Origin of the sequence: Pseudonocardia tropica (assembly GCF_040105315.1) — a bacterium.
Classification (GTDB): Bacteria; Actinomycetota; Actinomycetes; order Mycobacteriales; family Pseudonocardiaceae; genus Pseudonocardia; species Pseudonocardia alni.
This window is the reverse complement of the sequence record NZ_JBEDNP010000008.1, coordinates 229,529-252,583: the sequence shown is the minus strand read 5'-3', so window position 1 is coordinate 252,583 and position 23,055 is coordinate 229,529. Positions and strand designations below refer to the sequence as shown.

17 protein-coding genes are annotated in these 23,055 nt (G+C 71.0%); 15 read left to right on the top strand and 2 right to left on the bottom strand.

What is annotated here, in order from left to right; all coding sequences use genetic code 11:
- Window positions 1-162 precede the first annotated feature (162 nt).
- The 13 genes from WHI96_RS15675 (at window position 163) to rplL (ending at window position 13,553) form a co-directional block, all read left to right on the top strand.
- Window positions 163-1,287 (top strand): ABC transporter ATP-binding protein, encoded by a 1,125-nt coding sequence (locus WHI96_RS15675; protein WP_345651758.1) that lies wholly within the window; start codon window positions 163-165, stop codon window positions 1,285-1,287.
- Window positions 1,284-2,063, top strand: coding sequence for an MlaE family ABC transporter permease (locus tag WHI96_RS15670; RefSeq protein ID WP_226353841.1), 780 nt, complete (start codon window positions 1,284-1,286; stop codon window positions 2,061-2,063). The genes WHI96_RS15675 and WHI96_RS15670 overlap by 4 nt, the downstream gene beginning before the upstream one ends.
- Before the next feature lie 3 nt (window positions 2,064-2,066).
- Complete coding sequence (locus tag WHI96_RS15665) at window positions 2,067-2,909, top strand: MlaE family ABC transporter permease (protein ID WP_226353840.1); 843 nt, start codon at window positions 2,067-2,069, stop codon at window positions 2,907-2,909.
- Complete coding sequence (locus WHI96_RS15660) at window positions 2,906-4,357, top strand: MCE family protein (protein ID WP_345651763.1); 1,452 nt, start codon at window positions 2,906-2,908, stop codon at window positions 4,355-4,357. Before WHI96_RS15665 ends, WHI96_RS15660 begins: the two co-directional genes overlap by 4 nt.
- On the top strand, window positions 4,354-5,604 hold the full coding sequence (locus tag WHI96_RS15655) for an MCE family protein (RefSeq protein ID WP_425571698.1): 1,251 nt from the start codon (window positions 4,354-4,356) through the stop codon (window positions 5,602-5,604). The genes WHI96_RS15660 and WHI96_RS15655 overlap by 4 nt, the downstream gene beginning before the upstream one ends.
- Window positions 5,604-6,569, top strand: a complete 966-nt coding sequence (locus WHI96_RS15650) for an MCE family protein (protein ID WP_345651766.1) — start codon at window positions 5,604-5,606, stop codon at window positions 6,567-6,569. Before WHI96_RS15655 ends, WHI96_RS15650 begins: the two co-directional genes overlap by 1 nt.
- The gene (locus WHI96_RS15645) at window positions 6,569-7,972 is read left to right on the top strand and encodes an MCE family protein (RefSeq protein ID WP_345651769.1); all 1,404 of its coding nucleotides are present in this window, start codon (window positions 6,569-6,571) and stop codon (window positions 7,970-7,972) included. Before WHI96_RS15650 ends, WHI96_RS15645 begins: the two co-directional genes overlap by 1 nt.
- On the top strand, window positions 7,969-9,282 hold the full coding sequence (locus tag WHI96_RS15640) for an MCE family protein (protein WP_345651772.1): 1,314 nt from the start codon (window positions 7,969-7,971) through the stop codon (window positions 9,280-9,282). The genes WHI96_RS15645 and WHI96_RS15640 overlap by 4 nt, the downstream gene beginning before the upstream one ends.
- Window positions 9,279-10,571 carry an MCE family protein gene (locus WHI96_RS15635; protein ID WP_345651774.1) on the top strand — a complete coding sequence of 431 codons (1,293 nt, stop codon included), beginning with the start codon at window positions 9,279-9,281 and terminating at the stop codon, window positions 10,569-10,571. Before WHI96_RS15640 ends, WHI96_RS15635 begins: the two co-directional genes overlap by 4 nt.
- Before the next feature lie 190 nt (window positions 10,572-10,761).
- Window positions 10,762-11,382 carry an Rv1363c family protein gene (locus WHI96_RS15630; protein ID WP_345651777.1) on the top strand — a complete coding sequence of 207 codons (621 nt, stop codon included), beginning with the start codon at window positions 10,762-10,764 and terminating at the stop codon, window positions 11,380-11,382.
- 79 nt (window positions 11,383-11,461) lie between these two features.
- Window positions 11,462-12,244, top strand: a complete 783-nt coding sequence (locus WHI96_RS15625; protein WP_345651778.1) for a hypothetical protein — start codon at window positions 11,462-11,464, stop codon at window positions 12,242-12,244.
- Between the two features lie 310 nt (window positions 12,245-12,554).
- The gene (gene rplJ / locus WHI96_RS15620) at window positions 12,555-13,121 is read left to right on the top strand and encodes a 50S ribosomal protein L10 (RefSeq protein WP_226353833.1); all 567 of its coding nucleotides are present in this window, start codon (window positions 12,555-12,557) and stop codon (window positions 13,119-13,121) included.
- Window positions 13,122-13,163: 42 nt separating this feature from the next.
- Window positions 13,164-13,553: a 50S ribosomal protein L7/L12 gene (gene rplL, locus WHI96_RS15615; RefSeq protein ID WP_345651781.1), complete on the top strand. Its 390-nt coding sequence runs from the start codon at window positions 13,164-13,166 to the stop codon at window positions 13,551-13,553.
- 65 nt (window positions 13,554-13,618) lie between these two features.
- Here the strand turns inward: rplL and WHI96_RS15610 are convergent, their stop codons facing one another.
- Window positions 13,619-13,930 (bottom strand): hypothetical protein, encoded by a 312-nt coding sequence (locus WHI96_RS15610; RefSeq protein ID WP_345651783.1) that lies wholly within the window; start codon window positions 13,928-13,930, stop codon window positions 13,619-13,621.
- Between the two features lie 562 nt (window positions 13,931-14,492).
- Here WHI96_RS15610 and rpoB point away from each other — a divergent pair.
- Window positions 14,493-18,002 (top strand): DNA-directed RNA polymerase subunit beta, encoded by a 3,510-nt coding sequence (gene rpoB, locus WHI96_RS15605; protein ID WP_345651786.1) that lies wholly within the window; start codon window positions 14,493-14,495, stop codon window positions 18,000-18,002.
- Window positions 18,003-18,049: 47 nt separating this feature from the next.
- Window positions 18,050-21,961 carry a DNA-directed RNA polymerase subunit beta' gene (locus WHI96_RS15600; protein ID WP_345651789.1) on the top strand — a complete coding sequence of 1,304 codons (3,912 nt, stop codon included), beginning with the start codon at window positions 18,050-18,052 and terminating at the stop codon, window positions 21,959-21,961.
- Between the two features lie 137 nt (window positions 21,962-22,098).
- Here WHI96_RS15600 and WHI96_RS15595 read toward each other — a convergent pair whose 3' ends face one another.
- Entirely contained in the window at window positions 22,099-22,995 is an 897-nt protein-coding gene (locus WHI96_RS15595) for an alpha/beta hydrolase (RefSeq protein WP_345651792.1), read from the bottom strand.
- Window positions 22,996-23,055 lie beyond the last annotated feature (60 nt).

Genomic DNA, 23,055 nt, shown 5'->3' with positions numbered 1-23,055 from the left:
CGTAGATTACGGCATGATCACCGATCGGTGCCCTCGCCGACCGGTCAGTAACCCCGGACGCGCAGACTCGTTGTTCCGTTCAGCACCGACGGCTGGCCCCCGCTCCCCGGCGTTTCCGGGCCCCGGTGCGGTTCGTCGGTCTATTGCGCGAGGAGGCGACACGTGACCGGTGTCGAGGTGAAGGTCGAGGGACTGACGAAGTCCTTCGGTCGGGCCAACATCTGGTCGGACGTGACCCTGACGCTGCCGGCGGGCGAGGTGTCGGTGCTGCTCGGGCCGTCGGGTACCGGTAAGTCGGTGTTCCTGAAGTCCCTGATCGGGCTGCTCAAGCCCGAGCGGGGGTCGATCGTGATCGAGGGCGTCGACCTGTGCAAGTGCTCGGAGTCCGAGCTGTACGAGATCCGGAAGCTGTTCGGGGTGCTGTTCCAGGACGGTGCGCTGTTCGGGTCGATGAACCTCTTCGACAACATCGCGTTCCCGTTGCGGGAGCACACGCGCAAGTCGGAGTCGGCGATCCGGGACATCGTCATGGAGAAGATCGACATGGTCGGTCTGGTCGGTGCCGAGGGCAAGCTGCCGGGTGAGATCTCGGGCGGTATGCGCAAGCGGGCGGGGCTGGCACGGGCGTTGGTCCTGGATCCGAAGATCATTCTGTTCGACGAGCCGGACTCCGGTCTGGACCCGGTGCGCACGGCGTATCTGAACCAGCTGATCATCGACCTGAACGCGATGACGGACTCGACGTTCCTGATCGTCACCCACGACATCAACTCCGCGCAGACGGTGCCGGACAACATCGGCCTGCTCTACCGCAAGCACCTGGCCATGTTCGGCCCCCGCGAGGTCCTGCTGACCTCCGACGAGCCCGTCGTCGCGCAGTTCCTGAACGGGCGTCGCGAGGGGCCGATCGGCATGTCCGAGGAGAAGGACGCCGCCCAGGCCGCCCGCGAGATGGAGGAGGCCGGCGAGCTCGAGGGCCGCCCGCCGATGAAGCCCCAGCTCGTCGCCTCGACCGGGATGCCCGACCGGCAGGCCGTGCACCGCCGCCGTGAGCGGGTCCAGGCCATGCTGCACGAGCTGCCCGAGTCGGCGCAGGAGGCGATCACGGAGCAGTACGCCGACAGCGACGCGCAGGCCGGCGGCCCGTCCCAGGACGGCACCACCCGGCAGACGGCCCGCAGCGGCGCGACGGTGAGCGACGACCGGCCCACCGACATCCACCCGCGCATCACCGACGACACCCCCGACCCGGGCGGCCGGCACCAGCTCTCCGGTGGTGAGCGGTGAGCACCCCCAGCCCCGTCACGCGGGCACTCACCCCGGTCGGCAAGTTCTTCGGCCTGTTCGCCGAGATCGGCCGCCAGGGCCTGCGCCGGCCGTTCCAGTGGCGCGAGCTCGTCGAGCAGACCTGGTTCGTCACCAAGGTCTCGGCGCTGCCGACCGCCCTGTTCACCATCCCGTTCGGCGCGACGATCGCGCTGCTGCTCGGTGAGCTGACCCGCCAGTTCGGCGCCCAGTCCCAGACCGGTGCCGGCGCGGTCCTCGCGATCGTGCAGCAGGCCGCCCCGATCGTCACCGCACTGCTGATCTCCGGGGCGGGCGGAAGCGCCGTCTGTGCGGATCTGGGCGCGCGGACCATCCGCGAGGAGATCGCGGCGATGGAGGTGCTCGGCATCTCGCCGATCCAGCGCCTCGTCGTCCCGCGGGTGCTCGCGATGGGCATCACCGCCGTCGTCCTGAACGGTCTCGCCACCTGCGTCGGCGTCGCCGGCGGGTACTTCTTCAACGTGATCATCCAGGGCGGCTCGCCCGGCGCCTACATCTCGAGCTTCTCGGCGATCGCGCAGGTCAGCGACATCGTCGTGTCGGAGATGAAGGCCTTCCTGTTCGGCATCGTCGCCGGCGTCGTCGCCGCCTTCCGCGGGCTGAACCCGCCCCCCGGTGCCAAGGGCGTCGGCGATGCGGTGAACCAGGCCGTCGTCATCTCCTTCGTCCTGGTCTTCCTGATCAACCTCGTGCTCACCGCCCTGTACCTCGAGCTCGTCCCGCCGAAGGGGTTCTGATCCATGGCGACCCCACTGGGAACACGTGCCAGGCGCGCCGCGCAGGCGCCGCTGAACCAGCTCGAGGAGCTGGGCGACCAGCTCTCGCTCTACATCCGGTCGATCCTCTGGATCCCGAAGACGCTGACCCGCTACAAGAAGGAGGTCGCCCGGCTGCTCGCCGAGGTGTCCTTCGGGTCCGGCGCGCTGATCGTCATCCTCGGCACGGTCGGCGTCATGGCGTCGCTGTCGCTGTTCGTCGGCTCGCTGGTCGGCCTGCAGGGCTTCCGGGCCCTCGACGCGCTCGGCGTCGAGGCGCTGACCGGCTTCATCACCGCCTACTTCAACACCCGCTCGATCGCACCGCTGGTCGCCGCCTCGGCGCTGACCGCGACCCTCGGCGCGGGTTTCACCGCCCAGCTCGGCGCGATGCGGATCTCCGAGGAGATCGACGCCCTCGAGGTCATGGCCGTGCCCTCGGTGCCCTACCTGGTCACCACCCGGGTGGTCGCCGGCATCGTCGCGATCATCCCGATCTACACGCTCGGCCTGCTCGCCAGCTACGCCGCCTCGCGGATCAACGTCACGCTGATCAACGGGCTGCCGGGCGGCACGTACGACCACTACTTCGACCTGTTCCTGCCGGTCAGTGACGTACTGCTGTCCTATCTCAAGGTGATCGTGTTCGCGACGGTGATCATCCTGATCCACTGCCACTACGGCTACTCCGCCAAGGGCGGCCCGGCCGGCGTCGGCGTCGCGGTCGGACGCGCGGTGCGGCTGTCGATCGTCAGCACCGCGGTCCTCGACTTCTTCCTCACCCTGGTCATGTTCGGCACCTCGACCTCGGTGCGGGTGGCCGGATGAGGTCCACCAAGCGTGTGCTGCAGGGCCTGGCCTTCGTCACGGTCATCGTCGTCCTGCTCGGCCTGGCCGTCGCCCAGTACGCAGGGGTGTTCTCCTCCGGCGTCCCGGTCACGCTCAGCGTGGCCCGGGTCGGCACCCAGATGCAGGAGCGCTCCGACGTCAAGATCAACGGTCTGATCGTCGGGCAGGTCGACAAGGTCGTCTCGAACGGCACCGACACCAGCATCGACATGTCGATGGACCCGCAGTACCTCGACCAGATCCCCGAGAACGTCACGGCGCAGCTGCTGCCCAAGACGCTGTTCGGTGAGAAGTTCGTGTCGCTCGTCCCGCCGACCGCGCCGTCGACGGCCCGGCTCGCCGCGGGCGACGTCATCCCCGAGGACCGCAGCCAGGCCGCGCTGGAGGTCGAGCGCGTGCTCGACGAGCTCCTGCCGCTGCTGCAGACCGTCCGCCCGCAGGACCTCGCGACCACCCTCGGCTCGCTCTCCCAGGCCCTGCAGGGCCGCGGCAACCAGCTCGGCGAGACCCTCACCCGACTCAACACGCTGGTCGAGGGCCTCAACCCGGCCGTGCCCGACCTGCAGGAGGACATCCGCCAGCTGGCGACGTTCTCCGACAACCTGAACCAGGCGGCGCCGGACCTGCTCGACGCGCTCGACAACCTGACGGTCACCAGCCGCACCGTCGTCGAGAAGCGCGAGGGGCTGCGGAACCTCTACCGCTCCGTCACCGGTGCGTCGGACGACCTGCGGGCCTTCCTCGACGCGAACGGCGAGAACATCATCGGGCTGTCGGCGGCCAGCCGGCCGACGCTGGAGACGCTCGCGCGCTACTCGCCCGAGTTCCCCTGCCTGACCCGCCAGCTCGTCGAACTGATCCCGAAGATCAACGACGCGATCCGGCCGGGCACCGACCGGGTGGGCGTCAACATCACCCTCGAGATCGTGGCGAGCAAGGGCAAGTACCTGCCCGACCAGGACGAGCCGCGCTACGGCGACGACCGCGGGCCGCGCTGCTACCCGATCCCGGTGCCGACCGGCACCCAGTACCCGCCGGACGGTCCGTTCCGCGACGGTTCCGTCCCCGGCCCGGCCCCGGCCGGACAGCCGATGGGCGACCCCGAGGAATTCGGGGTCGACACCTTCGGCACCTACGACGGCACGACCAGCTTCGACCTGATCCAGGACCAGAGCGCGCAGAACGGCGCGGGCGTGCTGCCCCCGCTGACCACCGCGCTCGGCCAGGCGGGCATCCAGCCGTCGTCCTACGACGGGGCGCACCGGAGCGGCTCGGTCGACATGGGCGTCGCGAACTCCGCCGGCGAGCAGGAGGTCGTCGCGCAGCTGCTGGCCGCCCACCAGGGCGGGTCCCCGCAGGCCGTGCCGGCCTGGAGCAGCACGATGGTCGGCCCGCTCCTGCGCGGCACGGAGGTGACGCTGACGTGAGCAGGCTCCCGATCTCGGCGCTGGTCAAGTTCCTGGTCTTCGCGCTGATCACGGCGATGGGCACCACGCTGCTCGGCCTGACCATCGCGAACGCCCGCGGCGGCCAGGTCACCGAGTACACCGCCCGGTTCACCGACGCGACCGGCCTGCTGGCCGGCGACGACGTCCGCATCGCCGGCGTCGTCGTCGGGTCGATCAAGGACGTCCGCATCGTCGACCGGCGGGTCGCCGAGGTGGCGTTCGACGTCGACTCGTCCACCCCGCTGCCGGCGACGGTCAGCGCGACCCTGAAGTACAAGAACCTCATCGGCCAGCGGTACATGGCGCTGGACCAGGGCGCGGGCCCGACCGGGGAGGACCTCCCCGCCGGCGGTCAGATCCCGATCGACCGGACCCGCCCCGCGGTCAACCTGACCGTGCTGTTCAACGGCTTCCAGCCGCTGTTCCAGGGCCTGGACCCGGACCAGATCAACAAGCTGTCGATGGAGATCGTCCAGGTCCTGCAGGGCGAGGGCGGCACGGTGCAGAGCCTGCTGGCCTCGACGTCGTCGCTGACCAACTCGATCGCCGACCGCGACCAGGTCATCGGCCAGGTCATCGACAACCTGAACCTGACCCTCGACACCGTCAACCGCAACGACGAGGGCCTCAACGAGCTGATCAGCTCGCTGCAGGCGCTGGTGTCCGGGCTGGCCCAGGACCGCGAGCCGATCGGCAACGCGATCCAGTCCATCGGCGAGCTGACCCAGGTCACCGGGTCGTTCCTGGAGGACGCCCGCCCGCCGCTGCGCGACGACATCCGCAACCTCGGCGACCTCGCGACCCAGCTCGACCAGGGCCGCCCCGCGATCGAGCGGTTCCTGCAGTACACGCCGTTCAAGCTGAACCGGATCGCCCGCGTCGGCTCCTACGGCAGCTGGTTCAACTTCTACCTCTGCGGCCTCGACGGCCAGATCGGCATCTCGCCGATCCTGCAGCCGACCTCGCTGCAGGACCTGGGCCTCGGCCCGATCCGCAACCCCGAGCGGCGCTGCGGCGCGGACCCGTCCGGGATCGGGGCGGGCAACACCGTCCCGACCGACGGCTCGCAGCCCGGCGACCCCGCGGACAACCGCGCCCAGGACAACCCGTTGATGCGTGAGCCGACCACCGAGTCGGTCGGCGGCCTGCTGGACCAGGCGGCCGGCCGCGGCCCGGTCGACTCCAGCAGCGACCCGACCGCAGCGCTGCAGCCGGGAGGCAACTGATGGCACAGGCAGGGCAGAAGCGCCCCGTCCTGACGGCGGTGATCGGACTCGTGCTGATCGCGGCGCTGACACTGGCCGCGTTCAACTACGAGGCGATCTTCTCCGGGGCCACCCGCTACACCGCGGAGTTCCCCGAGGCGGCGGGCCTGCAGGCCGACGACCGCGTCACCGTGGCCGGCGTCGAGGCGGGCCGGGTGCAGAAGGTCTCCCTCGACGGCGACCACGTGAAGGTCGAGTTCACCGTCGAGGACGCCTGGGTCGGCAACCGGACCACGGCGTCGATCGAGATCGCGACGCTGCTCGGCTCCAAGTTCCTCGCCCTCGACCCGCGCGGCGACGGCGAGCAGAACCCCGACGAGCCGATCGGCCGGGACCGGACCAAGTCCCCGTTCGACGTCGTCGACGCCTTCAACGGCCTCTCCGGCACGATCGACCAGCTCGACACCACGCAGCTCGCGTCGAGCCTCACCACGCTCTCGGACACCTTCCGCGACACCCCGCCGGAGATCCGCGGAGCCCTGGACGGGCTGTCCCGCCTGTCGAACACGATCTCGAGCCGTGACGGCGAGCTGAAGAAGCTGCTCGCCAACACCCGGCAGCTGTCGACCACGCTGGCCGACCGCCGCGGCGACGTCGTGAAGCTGGTGAACGACGGCAACCTGCTGCTCGGTGAGCTGCAGCGTCGCAAGGACGCGATCGCGAACCTGCTCGACGGCGTGCAGCGCCTGTCGATCCAGCTGCGCGGCCTCGTCGCCGACAACCAGGCGCAGCTGCGCCCGGCCCTGGAGACCCTCGACCGCGTGCTGGCGGTGCTCGAGGAGAACCGCGACAACCTCGGCGAGGTCCTCGACAAGGAAGCGGTGTTCGTCCGCGTGTTCGGCAACGCCCTCGGCAACGGCCGTTGGTTCGACAACTACCTGTGCGGCCTGCTGCCGCCGGTCGTGCCGCTCGGGGGTGACTGCTGATGGGGTCCTGGGCCAACGACCGGCGCCAGATCCAGTTCGGTGCCCTGATCGCCGTCGTCGCCGTCCTGGTGGCGAGCGCGATCTGGCTGATCACCTCCGGTGGCGGCCGTCAGGTCACCGCCTACTTCACCAGCTCCGCCGCGCTGTTCCGGGACAACGACGTGCGGGTGCTCGGCGTCCCGGTCGGCAAGATCGACCGGATCACGCCGGAGGGCGACCGGGTGCGGGTCGACATGACCATCACCGACGACGAGGTGCGCCTGCCCGCCGACGTCAAGGCCGCCGTCGTCTCGCCGAGCCTGGTCACCGGCCGCTACGTGCAGCTGACCCCGGTGTGGACCGGCGGCCCGGAGTGGAACGGCGAGCCGATCCCGCTGGAGCGCACCGCGTTCCCGCTCGGCGTCGACGACCTCACCCGGACCGCGACCGAGCTCTCCCGGGCGCTCGGCCCGCAGGGGGCGAACTCCGACGGCGCGCTGGGCGACGTCCTGGACGTCACCGCGAAGAACCTCGACGGCAACGGCCGCGCGCTGGGCGACACCATCCGCAACCTCGGCGGACTCTCGGCGACGCTGAACGGGTCCAGCGGTGACCTGTTCGGCACCATCACCGAGCTGCAGAAGTTCGTCGGGACGCTGCGGGAGAACGACCCCGGCATCCGCGAGCTCAACGGGAAGCTGGCCGACGTGACCGGCTTCCTCGCGAGCCAGCGCGGCGAGCTCGGCGGGGCGCTCAACCAGCTGTCCCACGCGCTCGGCGAGGTCGCGGACTTCGTGCAGGACAACCGGTCGACGCTCCGGTCGAACGTGGACGAGCTCGCGAGCGTCTCGCAGGAGGTCGTCGACCACCAGCGGGCGCTGTCCGAGATCGCCGACGTCGCCCCGGCGGCGCTGGGCAACCTCACCAACATCTACAACGGCTCCTCGGAGACCCTCGACACCCGGGCCAACATCAACGAGCTGGCCTACCCGCTGCCGGTCGCGATCTGCGAGATCCTCCGCCGCGGCGCGGACCGGATCCCGGGCGGCCTGGACCAGCCCACCGCCGCGCTGTGCGACGGCCTGGCCCCGATCCTCGACGGCGCCGTGCCGCTGCCGACCCCGCAGCAGGTGCTCGAGCAGCTCCAGGCCGGCGGCTCCGGGGTCAACCCGGCGGTGCCCCAGCTGATGCCGGGCTCGCCGCTGTCGCTGACCGACCCGGGCTCGCAGCTGCGCGCCCCGGCCGACCCGCAGGCTCCCGCCCCCGGTGGGCGGCCCGCACCGGGTGCCACCGCCACCCCGGCCACCCCGGCCACCCCGGCGCCGTCGACCACGACGGCCCCGCAGGCCACTCCCACCCCGGTCCCCGAGACCGAGGAGCGCGGGGGCGGCGGACTGTTCGGCCTGTTCGGAGGTGGATCGTGATCGGCTCCAGCGGCCGTGTCGGCCGGGTGTCGGCGCTGCTGACGGCCGTGGCCCTGGTCGCGGGCGGCTGCGGCGCGGTGGACGGCGGCCTCCGGGGCATCCCGCTGCCCGGTGGCGCGAACCTGGGGGACGACCCGTACTCGGTGCAGATCGAGTTCGCCGACGTCGTCGACCTCGTCCCGCAGTCGATCGTGCGCGTCGGTGACGTGCCGGTCGGCGCGGTCGAGACCGTCGCCGTCGAGCCGGGGTCGTGGAACGCGCTGGTCACCGTCGCGGTGAACCGCGACGTCACGCTCCCGGCCAACGCCACCGCGCGGGTCCGCACGACCTCGCTGCTCGGTGAGAAGTTCGTCGAGCTGTCCCGGCCGACCGTTCCCGCCGAGGGCGACCTCGCGCGGAGCGGGAGGATCGGGCTGCAGGCCAGCGGGCGTGCGGCCGAGGTCGAGGAGGTCCTCGGGGCCCTGTCGCTGCTGCTCAACGGCGGCGGCGTGGCCCAGATCCGGACCATCTCCACCGAGCTGAACAACGCGCTGTCCGGGCGCGAGCCGCAGGTGCGGGCGCTGCTGGACAACCTCGACCGGCTCGTCGGCTCGCTCGACAGCTCCAAGGACGACATCAACCGGGCGCTCGACGGGCTCAACCGCCTGTCGGCCACGCTCGCCGAGCGTCGCCCGCAGATCGAGAACGCCCTGCAGAACATCAGCCCCGGCCTGCGCGAGCTCGAGTCCCAGCGCACCCAGCTGGTCGGCATGCTGCAGGCGCTCGACCGACTGTCCGGTGTCGCGACGAACGTCGTCAACCGGTCCCGTGACGACCTGCTCGCCGACCTGGAGGCGCTGCGCCCGGTGCTGCGGAACCTGGCCGACTCCGGCCAGAACCTGCCGGACTCGCTGCAGCTGCTGCTGTCGATCCCGTTCACCGACGCGGCCACCGACGCCGTCGCCGGCGACTACGCCAACCTCTACGTCAATGTGGACCTGGACCTCGGTTCGATCCTGCGCAACATCCTCAACTCCAACCAGCTCGGGCTGCCGCTCGACCCGACGCAGCTGGCCCAGCTGCCGCCCACCGCGCAGCTGCTGACGCCGCTGCTCGGCGCGACGCCGCGGCAGCCGGACCCGGCGGTCCCGGGTGCGCCCGCGCTGCCGCTGCTCGGGACCGAGCAGCCCACCACCGCGCCGGCGCCGCCGGCCTCGGGCACCGCACCGGCCACCCCGGCACCGTCGGCGACGCCGGCACCGAGCCCGACGCCGGAGCAGGGCTCCGGTGGCGGCGGCCTGCTCGGCGGACTCTTCGGAGGCGGATCGTGATCACCAAGACCGTCCGCTGGCAGCTGACCGCGTTGGTGCTCGTCACCGTCGTGGCGGTCGGCTACGCGGGCTTCCGCTACGCGGGCCTCGACCGCATCTTCGGGGCGACGACCTACCCGGTCACGGTGGAGCTCGCCGACTCCGGCGGGATCTTCAGCGGCGCCGACGTCACCTACCGCGGCGTGAGCGTCGGCCGGGTCGGGCAGCTGTCGCTGACCGCCCGCGGCGTCGACGTCCAGCTCGACATCGAGAACTCCGCGCCGTCCATCCCGGCCGACGCCCGGGCCGTCGTCGGGAATCTCTCGCCGATCGGTGAGCAGTACGTCGACCTCCAGCCGGTGGCCGACGGCGGCGAGGCGCTCGCCTCCGGCTCGGTCATCCCCCAGGACCGCACCCGGACCCCGGTCCAGATCAACACCTTCCTGACCGAGCTGGACCAGCTCGTCTCGACGGTGCCGAAGGACTCGCTGCAGACCGTCGTCCGCGAGCTCGGCCAGGGCTTCGAGGGCACCGCGCAGCCGCTGCAGCAGCTGCTCGACACCACCGGGGAGTTCACCCGGGCCGCCACCGACGCGCTGCCGCAGACGACCGCGCTGATCCGCGACGCCCGGCCGGTGCTCACCACGCAGAACGAGGTGGCCCCGCAGTTCCGGGAGTTCAGCCGCGGCCTGCGCGAGGTCACCGAGCAGCTCAAGGAGTCCGACCCGGACCTGCGCCGGATCGTCGACGACGGCCCGCGCCTGGGCGACCAGGTCAGCGGCCTGCTCCGGGAGAGCGGCCCCGGGCTCGGCGAGTCGGTCGCGAACCTCCGGACGGTGACCGAGCTGCTGGCCCCGCGCCAGGCGGGCCTGCGCCAGCTGCTCGTGACCTACCCCGGTCTGGTGGCCGTCGCGCCGAAGGTCGTGCCCGGTGACGGGACGGCGCACCTCGGCCTGGTCGTCAACATCGCCGACCCGCCGGTCTGCACCCGCGGCTACGAGGGCACGCCCAACCGCGGTGGCCTGGACGTCTCCGAGCGACCGGTGAACGAGGACGCCCGCTGCACCGAGCCCCCCGGAAGCCCCACCAACGTGCGCGGAATGCAGAATGTGCCGAGGCCCCAGCCGCTCGAGGTGCCGGACTACTCCGGCGACTCGGGGTTCGGCGGCCACGGTGACGGTCACCACGGCGGCGACACCGCCGACGGACCGGCCCCGCGGCCCAACGCCGGGTCGCTCGGCGACGACCGCGCCGAGCGGGTCGCGACGCCGGGCCTGGTGACGAGCTTCGCCCAGATCCTGGGCGGTTGAGCACGACGGCCGCGCCCCGTCCGGGGCGCGACCGGCCCGACGGCCGGGCCACACCCGGGCCCGGCCGGCACGACGACCGCGGGGGACCGCCGTCCGCCGGACGGCGCGGACCCCCACGGCCGGCCCACGGCCGCCCGGTGCGGTCGCCGAGCGGCTGTGCCCCCGCAGCCGGGAGGAGGAACGCTCCCCGATGAACACCGACGTTGCCGGCTCCGACGCCGACACGAAGGCCGACCCGACGGCCGACACCCCCGACGGTGCCGCGCCCGCGGAGCCTGCCACCGGCCCGGACGGCCAGGCCCCGCCCGGACCGCTCGCCAGGGCGCTGCCCGTGGCCGCCGTCGTCGCGGCGGTGCTCGCGCTCGTGCTGGGCGTCCTGTGGCTGTTCGCGCTGAACAGCGACGCCACCCAGGTCGCCCAGGCCCGCGACGAGGCGCTCCGTGACGCCCGCCAGGCCGTGATCAACCTGAACACCCTGGACCACGAGGACGCCCAGAAGGGCCTGGATCTGTGGATCCAGTCCTCGACCGGGTCGGTCCGCGACGAGTTCGTGTCCAACCGCGACGCCTACGCCAAGCTGGTCACCGACCAGAAGCGCACCACCGCCGCGACCGTCACCGACGCCGCGGTGACCGAGGTCGACCCGCGCGCCGGGACCGCCCGGGTGCTCGCCGGCGTCGACGTGACCGTCACGCCCGAGGGCGGTCAGCCCGCCGTGACCCGCCAGCGCATCGAGCTCGGCATGGTCCGCACCGACGACGGCTGGAAGGTCGACGCACTGGAACCGCTGGTCACCCCGGGTACGGGCTGACCCTCCGGCCCGACCCCCGGCCCCCGGCGGTGCCCCGCACCGCCCCGCTCCCAGGTCGACCACCCCAGGAGGTCACCGCATGTCCACCCCCCGCCGCCGCCCCGCGGGCGGCATCCGCAGGCCCCAGGTCGCGGGCCGCCCGCGCACCCGCGCCGACGAGCCCGACGAGGAGGAGACCGGCACCGGCGGTGTCGCCCTCGACGAGCGCTCCGCCGACGCGGTCCCGGCCGCCGCACCGGTCCGCTCCGGCGACGCCCGGCGCACCGACGCCCCCGGTACGGCCGACGACGACGGCGCCCCGGCCGAGACCGACGGCACCCCGCGCCGCCGGTCGTTCCTGTCCGCCCCGACGACCCGCCGCGCGACCGGGCTGCTGCTCGCCGTCACGGTGCTGCTCGTCGCGGCCGCCGCGTTCTTCGGCGCCGAGTGGTACCGCACGAGCGCCACCGGGTCGTCGTCGAACACCGCGCTCACCGACGTCGGCACCACCGCGCAGGTCAGCGAGCAGGTCGGCGAGGCGATCACGAAGGTCTACTCCTTCGACTACGCCCGCCTCCAGCAGGCCGAGGACGACGCCCGCGGCGTCATCACCCCGGGCTTCCAGCCGGAGTTCGACAAGATCTTCGGCAGCGTGAAGGACCTCGCCCCGCAGCAGAAGGCCGTGGTCACCGCGACGATCCCGAAGCTCGCCGTGGCGAGCATCGACGGCGACCGCGCGACCGTCTACGCCTTCGTCAACCAGGTCATCCGCCGCCAGGCCGACGGCGGCGCCCCGCAGGAGGGCGCCGCGGCGGCCCGGCTGCGGGTCGACGCCCAGTTCGTCGACGGCCGCTGGAAGATCTCCGCGATGACGCCGGCCTGAGCAGGCCCCGGCTCGCCGTACCCCCGGGTGAACCGGGGGTACGGCGAGGAGTATGGTCATAGCCGATCCACCGAAGACCGCAGGTCCGCGTCCTTCCCGAAGGGCGTACGAAGGTTCCGGGAACGTCCGGACGGCCCGCGCAGGAGGACGAGGCGACACCGGGCGCGCGAGCGCCCCAACGAACTTCCGACGCCCCGTGCTGCTGCGCACGGGGCGTTCGTCGTCTCCGGGGTCGGAGTGGGAACTGCGTCGGTGGCACCCCCAAGCACGTCCCACGTGCACGAGACCGACCCCCGAGAGGAGGGCAGCGATGGCAGCACCTGAGAAGGTCGCAGCGGTCGAGGAGATCACCAACCGCTTCCGCGAGTCGGACGCCTCGGTCGTGACCGAGTACCGCGGGCTCAGCGTCGCCAAGCTGACCCAGCTGCGCCGGGACCTGGGTGCGGGCGCGAACTTCCGCGTCGCGAAGAACACCCTGGTCAAGCGCGCGGCGGCGGAGGCCGGGGTCCAGGGCCTGGACGACCTGCTCGCCGGCCCGACGGCCATCACCTTCATCAAGGGTGAGCCCGTCGAGGCCGCGAAGGCGATCAAGCAGTTCGCGAAGGACAACCCCGGTCTGACGATCAAGGGCGGGTACATGGACGGGCGCGCCCTGTCCACCGCCGAGGTCGAGCAGCTGGCGGACCTCGAGACCCGCGAGGTCCTGCTGGCCAAGCTGGCCGGCGCGATGAAGGCCAACCTGTCCAAGGCCGCCGGGCTGTTCAACGCCCCGGCGTCGCAGGTCGCCCGCCTCGCACAGGCGCTGGCCGACAAGAAGGCCGAGTCCGGCGAGTCCGCCGCTCCGGCCGAGGCCGACGGCGACTCCGCCGAGAGCTGATCACCACCCCCATCTGTCTTTCGTAGAGAAAGGACCGCCACCATGGCGAAGCTGTCCACCGACGAGCTGCTCGACGCCTTCAAGGAGCTCACCCTGCTCGAGCTCTCGGACTTCGTGAAGAAGTTCGAGGAGACCTTCGAGGTCACCGCGGCCGCCCCGGTCGCCGTCGCCGCCGCGGGTGCCCCCGCCGCCGGTGCCGCCCCCGCCGAGGAGGAGAAGGACGAGTTCGACGTCGTCCTCGAGGCCGCCGGTGAGAAGAAGATCCAGGTCATCAAGGTCGTCCGTGAGGTCGTCTCGGGCCTGGGCCTGAAGGAGGCGAAGGACCTCGTCGAGTCCGCGCCGAAGCCGCTGCTCGAGGGTGTCGCCAAGGAGGCCGCCGAGGCCGCCAAGACGAAGCTCGAGGAGGCCGGCGCCAAGGTCTCGCTCAAGTGACCTGAGCACCGCTCGCACGACGGGGCGCCGACCCACCGGGTCGGCGCCCCGTCGTCGTTCCGGGGTCAGGGAGGACGTCGTCCACCTCGCGCGGCCACTCCGTGTAGGCGCCCGCGTCGATCGTGTCCTCCCGCCTTCCACGTGCCGACCAGGCCGAGGACGAGCTGCGGCACGTTCCGCGGGTACGTCGCGACCCGCTCGTCCGCGGTGAACCCGCCGGCGAGCAGCCCGGCGGCGAAGGCGCCGGTGAGCTCGTCGGGCCAGGTGATCTCGGTGAGGGCGACGCCGAGGTCGCGCATCAGCGCGCAGTGCAGCGGGAGCGCGACGCCGGTGTGCGGCTCGCTGGTCGGGATCTCCTTGCGCTGGAACCACTCCACGAGCTCGCGGGAGCAGGTGGGCCGGGCTCGGTGACGGCCGTCGGACGTCGTCGTCCTGTCGTCGCGTCGGCCGTGACCGACCCGTGACCGATCGTCGGCGACCCGACGACACCATGGCAACCGTCACGCGGAGCGACCCGAACGGGCGTCGGTGGACCGGTCGTCCCGGCAGGATGACCGCTCGTCGACGAAGTGGGACTTGACTCGGTGCGGCGTGCAGGTCACTCTTGGGCAACGGTGGTTGCCTGAATGCTGGAATCGGCGACCGGTCTCGACAGCTGCGCTCGCAGCGTCTATAGTCATTCTTTGCGCTGTCTGCGTCCAGGCTCACGCGCTCATGACCGGGGAAGACTTCCGGACCGATCCGTCGGCCGCCGGAGAGGGTTCGGCGGATGTGGGTGCGGGGGTTCGTTCGTCCGTCAGTGCCCGACAACAGACGGCGTGCGACGTGGCCGGCTACCGGCTTCTCGATCCGGGGGGACCCCGATCGGATCGAGGGAGACGGTAGCGCCCGCCACCGGCGCACGCCAGACGAGAAGCGCAGTTCTCGGAAGGACGCATCTTGGCTGTCTCCCGCGCCGCCGCGACCACCTCGACCCTCTCCGCTTCGGCGAACCCGAACTACCCCGGCGCACCCACCCGGGTCACCTTCGCGAAGATCGCCCAGCCGCTGGAGGTCCCCGACCTCCTCGACCTGCAGATCCAGTCCTACGAGTGGCTGGTCGGCAGCGAGGCCTGGTTCCAGCGCCGGATCGAGGCCGGTGACGATCTCCCGGTGAGCGGTCTGGAGGAGATCCTCACCGAGATCTCGCCGATCGAGGACTTCTCGGGCTCGATGTCGCTGTCCTTCTCCGACCCCCGCTTCGACGAGGTCAAGGCCTCCGTCGAGGAGTGCCGGGACAAGGACATGACCTACGGTGCCCCGCTGTTCGTGACGGCGGAGTTCACGAACAACACCACCGGTGAGATCAAGTCCCAGACGGTCTTCATGGGCGAGTTCCCCGTCATGACCGACAAGGGCACCTTCATCATCAACGGCACCGAGCGCGTCGTCGTGTCGCAGCTCGTCCGTTCGCCGGGTGTCTACTTCGACCACGCGATCGACAAGACGACCGAGAAGGACGTCTACTCGGTCAAGATCATCCCGAGCCGGGGTGCGTGGCTGGAGTTCGACGTCGACAAGCGCGACACCGTCGGTGTCCGCATCGACCGCAAGCGCCGTCAGCCGGTCACCGTGCTGCTGAAGGCCCTGGGGTGGACCGCCGAGCAGATCGGTGAGCGTTTCGGGTTCTCCGAGACGATCATGACGACGCTCGAGAAGGACAACACCGCGGGCCAGGACGAGGCGCTGCTCGACATCTACCGCAAGCTGCGCCCCGGCGAGCCGCCGACGCGCGAGTCGGCCCAGGCGCTCCTGGAGAACCTGTTCTTCAAGGACAAGCGCTACGATATGGCCAAGGTCGGTCGCTACAAGGCCAACAAGAAGCTCGGCCTCGACATCGAGAACTCGGTCGGCACGCTGACCGAGGAGGATGTCGCCACCACCATCGAGTACCTCGTCCGGCTGCACGCCGGCGAGACCACGATGGCCGTGGGCTCCGGTGACTCCGCGCGGGAGATCCCGGTCGAGACCGACGACATCGACCACTTCGGCAACCGGCGCCTGCGCACCGTCGGCGAGCTGATCCAGAACCAGGTCCGGGTCGGTCTGTCCCGCACCGAGCGGGTCGTCCGCGAGCGGATGACCACCCAGGACGTCGAGGCCATCACGCCGCAGACCCTGATCAACACCCGGCCGATCACGGCCGCGATCCGGGAGTTCTTCGGCACCTCGCAGCTGTCGCAGTTCATGGACCAGCACAACCCGCTGGCCGGACTGACCCACAAGCGCCGCCTGTCGGCGCTCGGCCCGGGCGGTCTGTCCCGTGAGCGTGCCGGCATGGAGGTCCGCGACGTCCACCCGTCGCACTACGGCCGCATGTGCCCGATCGAGACCCCCGAGGGGCCGAACATCGGTCTGATCGGCTCGCTGGCGTCCTTCGCGCGGGTCAACCCGTTCGGCTTCATCGAGACGCCGTACCGCAAGGTCGTCGAGGGTGTCGTCACCTCCCAGATCGACTACCTGACCGCCGACGAGGAGGACCGCTTCGTCGTCGCCCAGGCGAACGCCCGCCTCAACTCCGACGGCTCGTTCGCCGAGGACCGGATCCTGGTCCGCCGCAAGGGCGGCGAGGTCGACCTGATCTCGCCCTCGGGCGTCGAGTACATCGACGTCTCGCCGCGCCAGATGGTGTCGGTCGCGACGGCGATGATCCCGTTCCTCGAGCACGACGACGCGAACCGCGCGCTGATGGGCGCGAACATGCAGCGCCAGTCGGTGCCGCTGCTGCGCTCGGAGTCGCCGCTAGTCGGTACCGGCATGGAGCTGCGTGCCGCCGTCGACGCCGGTGACGTCGTCACCGCCGAGTCCGCCGGTGTCGTCGAGGAGCTGTGCGCCGACTACATCACCGTCATGGACGACGAGGGGCAGCGTCAGACCTACCGTCTGAACAAGTTCCGCCGCTCGAACCAGGGCACCTGCAACAACCAGAAGCCCATCGTGGACGAGGGGCAGCGGGTCGAGGTGGGCCAGGTGCTCGCCGACGGTCCCTGCACCGAGAACGGTGAGATGGCGCTGGGCAAGAACCTGCTCGTGGCGATCATGCCGTGGGAGGGCCACAACTACGAGGACGCGATCATCCTGTCGCAGCGCCTCGTGCAGGACGACGTGCTCACCTCGATCCACATCGAGGAGCACGAGATCGACGCGCGCGACACGAAGCTGGGCGCCGAGGAGATCACCCGGGACATCCCGAACGTCTCCGAGGACGTGCTGGCCGACCTCGACGAGCGCGGCATCATCCGGATCGGCGCCGAGGTCCAGCCCGGCGACATCCTGGTCGGCAAGGTCACCCCCAAGGGCGAGACCGAGCTGACCCCGGAGGAGCGCCTGCTCCGCGCGATCTTCGGTGAGAAGGCGCGCGAGGTCCGCGACACCTCGCTGAAGGTCCCGCACGGCGAGAACGGCAAGGTCATCGGCATCCGGGTCTTCTCCCGCGACGACGACGACGAGCTGGCCCCGGGCGTCAACGAGCTGGTCCGCGTCTACGTGGCCCAGAAGCGCAAGATCTCCGACGGCGACAAGCTCGCCGGCCGGCACGGCAACAAGGGCGTCATCGGCAAGATCCTCCCGCAGGAGGACATGCCGTTCCTCCCGGACGGCACGCCGGTCGACATCATCCTGAACACCCACGGTGTGCCGCGTCGTATGAACATCGGCCAGATCCTGGAGACCCACCTCGGGTGGATCGCCAAGTCCGGCTGGGAGATCGAGGGCACGCCCGAGTGGGCGGCGCAGATGCCCGAGGAGCTCTACTCGGTGCCCGCCGACACGAACACCGCGACGCCGGTGTTCGACGGTGCGCGCGAGCACGAGATCACGGGCCTGCTGGGCTCGACCCGTCCCAACCGGGACGGCGAGCGGATGGTCGGTCCGGACGGCAAGGCGCAGCTGCTCGACGGCCGCTCCGGTGAGCCGTACCCGTTCCCGGTCGCGGTCGGCTACATGTACATCCTGAAGCTGGCCCACCTGGTGGACGACAAGATCCACGCCCGGTCGACCGGCCCCTACTCGATGATCACCCAGCAGCCGCTGGGCGGTAAGGCGCAGTTCGGTGGCCAGCGCTTCGGTGAGATGGAGTGCTGGGCGATGCAGGCGTACGGCGCGGCCTACACCCTGCAGGAGCTGCTGACGATCAAGTCCGACGACGTCGTGGGCCGCGTGAAGGTCTACGAGGCGATCGTCAAGGGCGAGAACATCCCGGAGCCGGGGATCCCCGAGTCGTTCAAGGTGCTCCTCAAGGAGCTGCAGTCGCTCTGCCTGAACGTCGAGGTGCTCTCCAGCGACGGTGCGGCGATCGAGATGCGGGACGCCGACGACGAGGACCTCGAGCGTGCCGCGGCGAACCTGGGCATCAACCTGTCCAGCCGCCCGGGCTCGGAGTCGATGACCGTCGACGACGTCGTCAACTGACCCCCGTCCGACCAGCCGCCCTTTAAACGAAGAAACAGAGGACATACGTGCTCGACGTCAACTTCTTCGACGAACTGCGCATCGGCCTGGCCACCGCCGAGGGCATCCGCCAGTGGTCGCACGGTGAGGTCAAGAAGCCCGAGACCATCAACTACCGCACCCTGAAGCCGGAGAAGGACGGGCTCTTCTGCGAGAAGATCTTCGGTCCGACCCGGGACTGGGAGTGCTACTGCGGCAAGTACAAGCGCGTCCGGTTCAAGGGCATCATCTGCGAGCGCTGCGGCGTGGAGGTCACGCGCGCCAAGGTGCGTCGTGAGCGGATGGGCCACATCGAGCTGGCCGCCCCGGTCACGCACATCTGGTACTTCAAGGGCGTCCCGAGCCGGCTGGGCTACCTGCTCGACCTGGCCCCCAAGGACCTCGAGAAGATCATCTACTTCGCGGCGTACGTGATCACCTCGGTGAACACCGAGCTGCGGCACAACGACATGTCCACGCTCGAGAACGAGATGAGCGTGGAGCGCCGCCGGGTCGAGCAGACCCGCGACGCCGACCTCGAGGCCCGCGCCCAGAAGCTCGAGGCCGACATCGCCGAGCTCGAGGCCGAGGGCGCCAAGGGCGACGTCCGCCGCAAGGTCAAGGACGGCGGCGAGCGCGAGATGCGCCAGCTGCGCGACCGTGCCCAGCGCGAGCTGGACCGGCTCGACGAGATCTGGACGACGTTCACCAAGCTCGACGTCCAGCAGCTCATCGCGGACGAGTCCATCTACCGCGAGCTCTACGACCGCTACGGCGACTACTTCACCGGCGCCATGGGTGCCGAGGCGATCCAGAAGCTGCTGGAGAACTTCGACATCCCGGCCGAGGCCGAGAAGCTGCGCGAGATCATCCGGTCCGGCAAGGGCCAGAAGAAGCTGCGTGCGCTCAAGCGCCTGAAGGTCGTCGCGGCGTTCCAGACCACCGGCAACTCGCCGATGGGCATGGTGCTCGACTGCGTCCCGGTCATCCCGCCGGACCTGCGCCCGATGGTGCAGCTCGACGGTGGCCGCTTCGCGACCTCGGACCTGAACGACCTGTACCGCCGGGTCATCAACCGGAACAACCGCCTCAAGCGACTGATCGACCTCGGCGCTCCCGAGATCATCGTCAACAACGAGAAGCGGATGCTCCAGGAGTCCGTCGACGCGCTGTTCGACAACGGCCGTCGCGGCCGGCCGGTGACCGGGCCGGGCAACCGCCCGCTCAAGTCGCTGTCGGACCTGCTGAAGGGCAAGCAGGGCCGGTTCCGCCAGAACCTGCTCGGCAAGCGCGTCGACTACTCGGGCCGTTCGGTCATCGTCGTCGGCCCGCAGCTGAAGCTGCACCAGTGCGGTCTGCCCAAGCAGATGGCGCTGGAGCTGTTCAAGCCGTTCGTGATGAAGCGCCTGGTGGACCTCAACCACGCGCAGAACATCAAGTCCGCCAAGCGGATGGTCGAGCGCGGCCGCTCGCAGGTGTGGGACGTGCTCGAGGAGGTCATCTCCGAGCACCCCGTGCTGCTGAACCGTGCGCCCACGCTGCACCGTCTCGGCATCCAGGCCTTCGAGCCGCAGCTGGTGGAGGGCAAGGCCATCCAGCTGCACCCGCTGGTCTGCGAGGCGTTCAACGCGGACTTCGACGGTGACCAGATGGCGGTGCACCTGCCGCTGTCGGCCGAGGCGCAGTCCGAGGCCCGCGTGCTGATGCTGTCGTCGAACAACATCCTGTCCCCGGCGTCGGGTCGCCCGCTGGCGATGCCGCGTCTGGACATGGTCACGGGTCTGTACCACCTGACCCGTCTCCGCGAGGAGGCCCACGGCGCCGGGAACCACTACGGCTCCGCGGCCGAGGCGATCATGGCCTACGACCGCAAGGTCCTCCACCTGCAGGCGCCGATCAAGATCCGGCTCCCGCAGGTCACCCCGACCCCGGGCACGGACGCCGAGACCGTGACCGAGGAGGGCGTCTGGACCGCGGAGACCACGCTCGGGCGGGTGCTGTTCAACGAGCTCCTGCCGGCGGACTACCCGTTCGTCAACGAGCCGCTGCCGAAGAAGCGCCAGGCCACGATCGTCAACGAGCTGGCCGAGCGCTACTCGATGACCGAGGTCGCGCAGGTCCTGGACCGGCTGAAGGACGCGGGCTTCTACTGGGCCACGCGCTCCGGCGTCACGATCTCGATCGCGGACGTGCTGGTCCCGCCGGCCAAGGCGGGCATCCTCGAGGAGTACGAGGCGAAGGCCGACCAGATCAACAAGCGCTACCAGCGTGGTGCCCTGTCGCACCAGGAGCGCAACGACGAGATGGTCAAGATCTGGAGCCGGGCGACCGAGGAGGTCGCCAAGGCGATGGAGCAGAACTTCCCCGAGGACAACCCGATCCCGACGATCGTGCAGTCCGGGGCCGCGGGCAACATGACCCAGATCCGCCAGCTGGCGGGCATGAAGGGTCTGGTCGCGAACCCCAAGGGCGAGTTCATCCCGCGTCCGATCAAGGCCTCGTACCGCGAGGGACTGTCGGTGCTGGAGTACTTCATCTCCACGCACGGCACCCGTAAGGGTCTGGCGGACACCGCGCTGCGGACCGCGGACTCCGGGTACCTGACCCGTCGTCTGGTCGACGTGTCGCAGGACGTCATCGTCCGCGAGGTCGACTGCGGCACCGAGCGCGCCATCCCGATGGCGGTCACCGAGGAGACGAGCGACGGTCGGTTCATCCCGCACCGTTACCTGCGCACCTCGGTGTACGCCCGGACCTCCGGCGAGGAGATCACCGCGGCGGACGGCACCGTGCTGGTCCGCAAGGGCGACGACCTCGGCGACGCCGTGCTCGACGCGCTCGTCGCGGCCGGCGTCAAGACGGTCCGGGTCCGCTCCGCGCTGACCTGCGCCTCGGCCACCGGTATCTGCGGCATGTGCTACGGCCGCTCGATGGCCACCGGCAAGCTGGTGGACGTCGGCGAGGCGGTCGGCATCGTCGCCGCGCAGTCCATCGGTGAGCCCGGCACCCAGCTGACGATGCGTACGTTCAAGCAGGGTGGCGTCGCGGGTGACGACATCACGACCGGTCTGCCGCGTGTCACCGAGCTGTTCGAGGCCCGGGTCCCGCGCGGTAAGGCGCCGATCGCCGACGTCGACGGCCGCATCCGCATCGAGGACGGCGACCGGTTCTGGAAGATCACGCTGATCCCGGACGACGGCGGCGAGGAGATCGTCTACGAGAAGCTGTCCAAGCGGCAGTGGCTCGGGATGACCACCGTCGACGGCACCGAGCGTCCGCTCTCCGACGGCGACCACGTGACGGTCGGCCAGCTGCTCCTCGAGGGCATGGCGGACCCGCACGAGGTGCTGCGTGTCATGGGCCCGCGTGAGGTGCAGCTGCACCTCGTGCGTGAGGTGCAGAAGGTGTACCGCACGCAGAGCGTGGACATCCACGACAAGCACATCGAGGTCATCGTCCGGCAGATGCTGCGCCGGGTCACGATCATCGACTCGGGTGCGACCGAGTTCCTGCCCGGCGCACTGGCCGAGCGGGGCGAGTTCGAGTCCGAGAACCGCCGGGTCGTCGCCGAGGGCCTCGAGCCCGCGTCCGGCCGCCCGGTCCTGATGGGGATCACCAAGGCCTCGCTGGCGACGGAGTCGTGGCTGTCCGCGGCCTCGTTCCAGGAGACCACCCGCATCCTCACCGATGCCGCGATCAACGGGAAGCGCGACAAGCTCGTCGGGCTCAAGGAGAACGTGATCATCGGTAAGCTGATCCCGGCCGGTACCGGCATCAACCGGTACCGCAACATCCAGGTCCAGCCGACCGAGGAGGCCCGCGCGGCCGCCTACGCGCTGCCGAGCTACGACGACGGCTACTACAGCCCGGACGTCTTCGGCACGGGCACCGGTGCCGCGGTGCCGCTGGACGACTACGACTTCGGTCGCGACTACCGCTGAGGTAGCCGTCCGGTCCGGACCCACGACGGTGGGTCCGGACCGTGACCGGACAGGTCCCGGACGGGGCCGGACACCGCTCTCCCGTGGCGGTGCCCGGCCCTGTTCGTGCGTTCCGGGGCCGCCCGGGGGAGCGGGCCTCAGCGCAGGCAGTCCGCCCGCAGGGCCGGGCCCAGGGTGCGCAGCGAGGCGTCGGCCTCCGCCAGCAGCCCGGCCAGCGTCGGGAAGGCGTGCCACATCCCGGGCGCGCGTTCGTAGGTGACCGGTGTCCCGGCCGCGCGGGCGCGCTGGACGAGCGCGTCGGCGTCGTCGACCAGGATCTCGTCGGCACCGGCGACGACGTGCATCGGCGGCAGCCCGGCCAGGTCCGCGTCGAGCGGCAGGAGCTCGGGGGCACCGGTGTGCGGGCCGGCGTAGTCGGCGACGGCGTCGGGCAGCCACGACGGGTCCAGCATCGCGTCGGAGGCGACGTTGCGGGTGAGCGAGTCCGCGGTGCAGGACAGGTCCAGCCAGGGCGAGATCAGCCCGATCGATCCCGGGAGGTCCTCGCCGGCCGCGCGCAGCCGCAGCAGCAGCGACATGGTCAGTCCGCCGCCCGCGGAGTCGCCGGCCACCGCGATGTGCCGGGCCGGGATCCCCACGGCCCGCAGGGCGGTCCAGGCGGCGTGGGCGTCGTCGAGGGCGGCCGGGAACGGGTGCTCCGGAGCGAGCCGGTAGTGCGGCGCGAGGACCGCGCTGCCGGTGGCGTGCGCGAGCCCGGCGAGCAGCGGCCGGTGCGACGACGAGGACCCCACGAGATACCCGCCGCCGTGCAGGTAGAGCACCCGGTGCGGGGCCAGCGGTCCGGACGGTGCGACGACCGCGGTGGGCACCCCGCCGAGCGTCCCGAGGTCCCGGCGGGTGCCGCGGGGGAGCGGGAGCGACGCCCCGACGAGGTCGAGTCCACGCCGCCGTAGGGCGACGGGTAGTGTCGGGGAGAGCAAGGGCGCGATGAGCGCGCGCGTGGCGAGGCGGTTGACGGCCGTCGGCAGGTGCATACCGGACCGTAACCGTACCTCCGTCGCCACCGTCCGCAGGGCGATCCGCACCGTGATCGA

What these genes read in the sequence shown, in the direction of transcription:
- WHI96_RS15650 (WP_345651766.1), top strand. Translation starts at nt 5,604, where the DNA reads ATGGCACAGGCAGGGCAGAAGCGCCCCGTCCTGACGGCGGTGATCGGA.
- WHI96_RS15630 (WP_345651777.1), top strand. Translation starts at nt 10,762, where the DNA reads ATGAACACCGACGTTGCCGGCTCCGACGCCGACACGAAGGCCGACCCG.
- WHI96_RS15660 (WP_345651763.1), top strand. Translation starts at nt 2,906, where the DNA reads ATGAGGTCCACCAAGCGTGTGCTGCAGGGCCTGGCCTTCGTCACGGTC.
- WHI96_RS15625 (WP_345651778.1), top strand. Translation starts at nt 11,462, where the DNA reads ATGTCCACCCCCCGCCGCCGCCCCGCGGGCGGCATCCGCAGGCCCCAG.
- rplL (WP_345651781.1), top strand. Translation starts at nt 13,164, where the DNA reads ATGGCGAAGCTGTCCACCGACGAGCTGCTCGACGCCTTCAAGGAGCTC.
- rplJ (WP_226353833.1), top strand. Translation starts at nt 12,555, where the DNA reads ATGGCAGCACCTGAGAAGGTCGCAGCGGTCGAGGAGATCACCAACCGC.
- WHI96_RS15665 (WP_226353840.1), top strand. Translation starts at nt 2,067, where the DNA reads ATGGCGACCCCACTGGGAACACGTGCCAGGCGCGCCGCGCAGGCGCCG.
- WHI96_RS15595 (WP_345651792.1), bottom strand. Translation starts at nt 22,995, where the DNA reads ATGCACCTGCCGACGGCCGTCAACCGCCTCGCCACGCGCGCGCTCATC.
- WHI96_RS15645 (WP_345651769.1), top strand. Translation starts at nt 6,569, where the DNA reads ATGGGGTCCTGGGCCAACGACCGGCGCCAGATCCAGTTCGGTGCCCTG.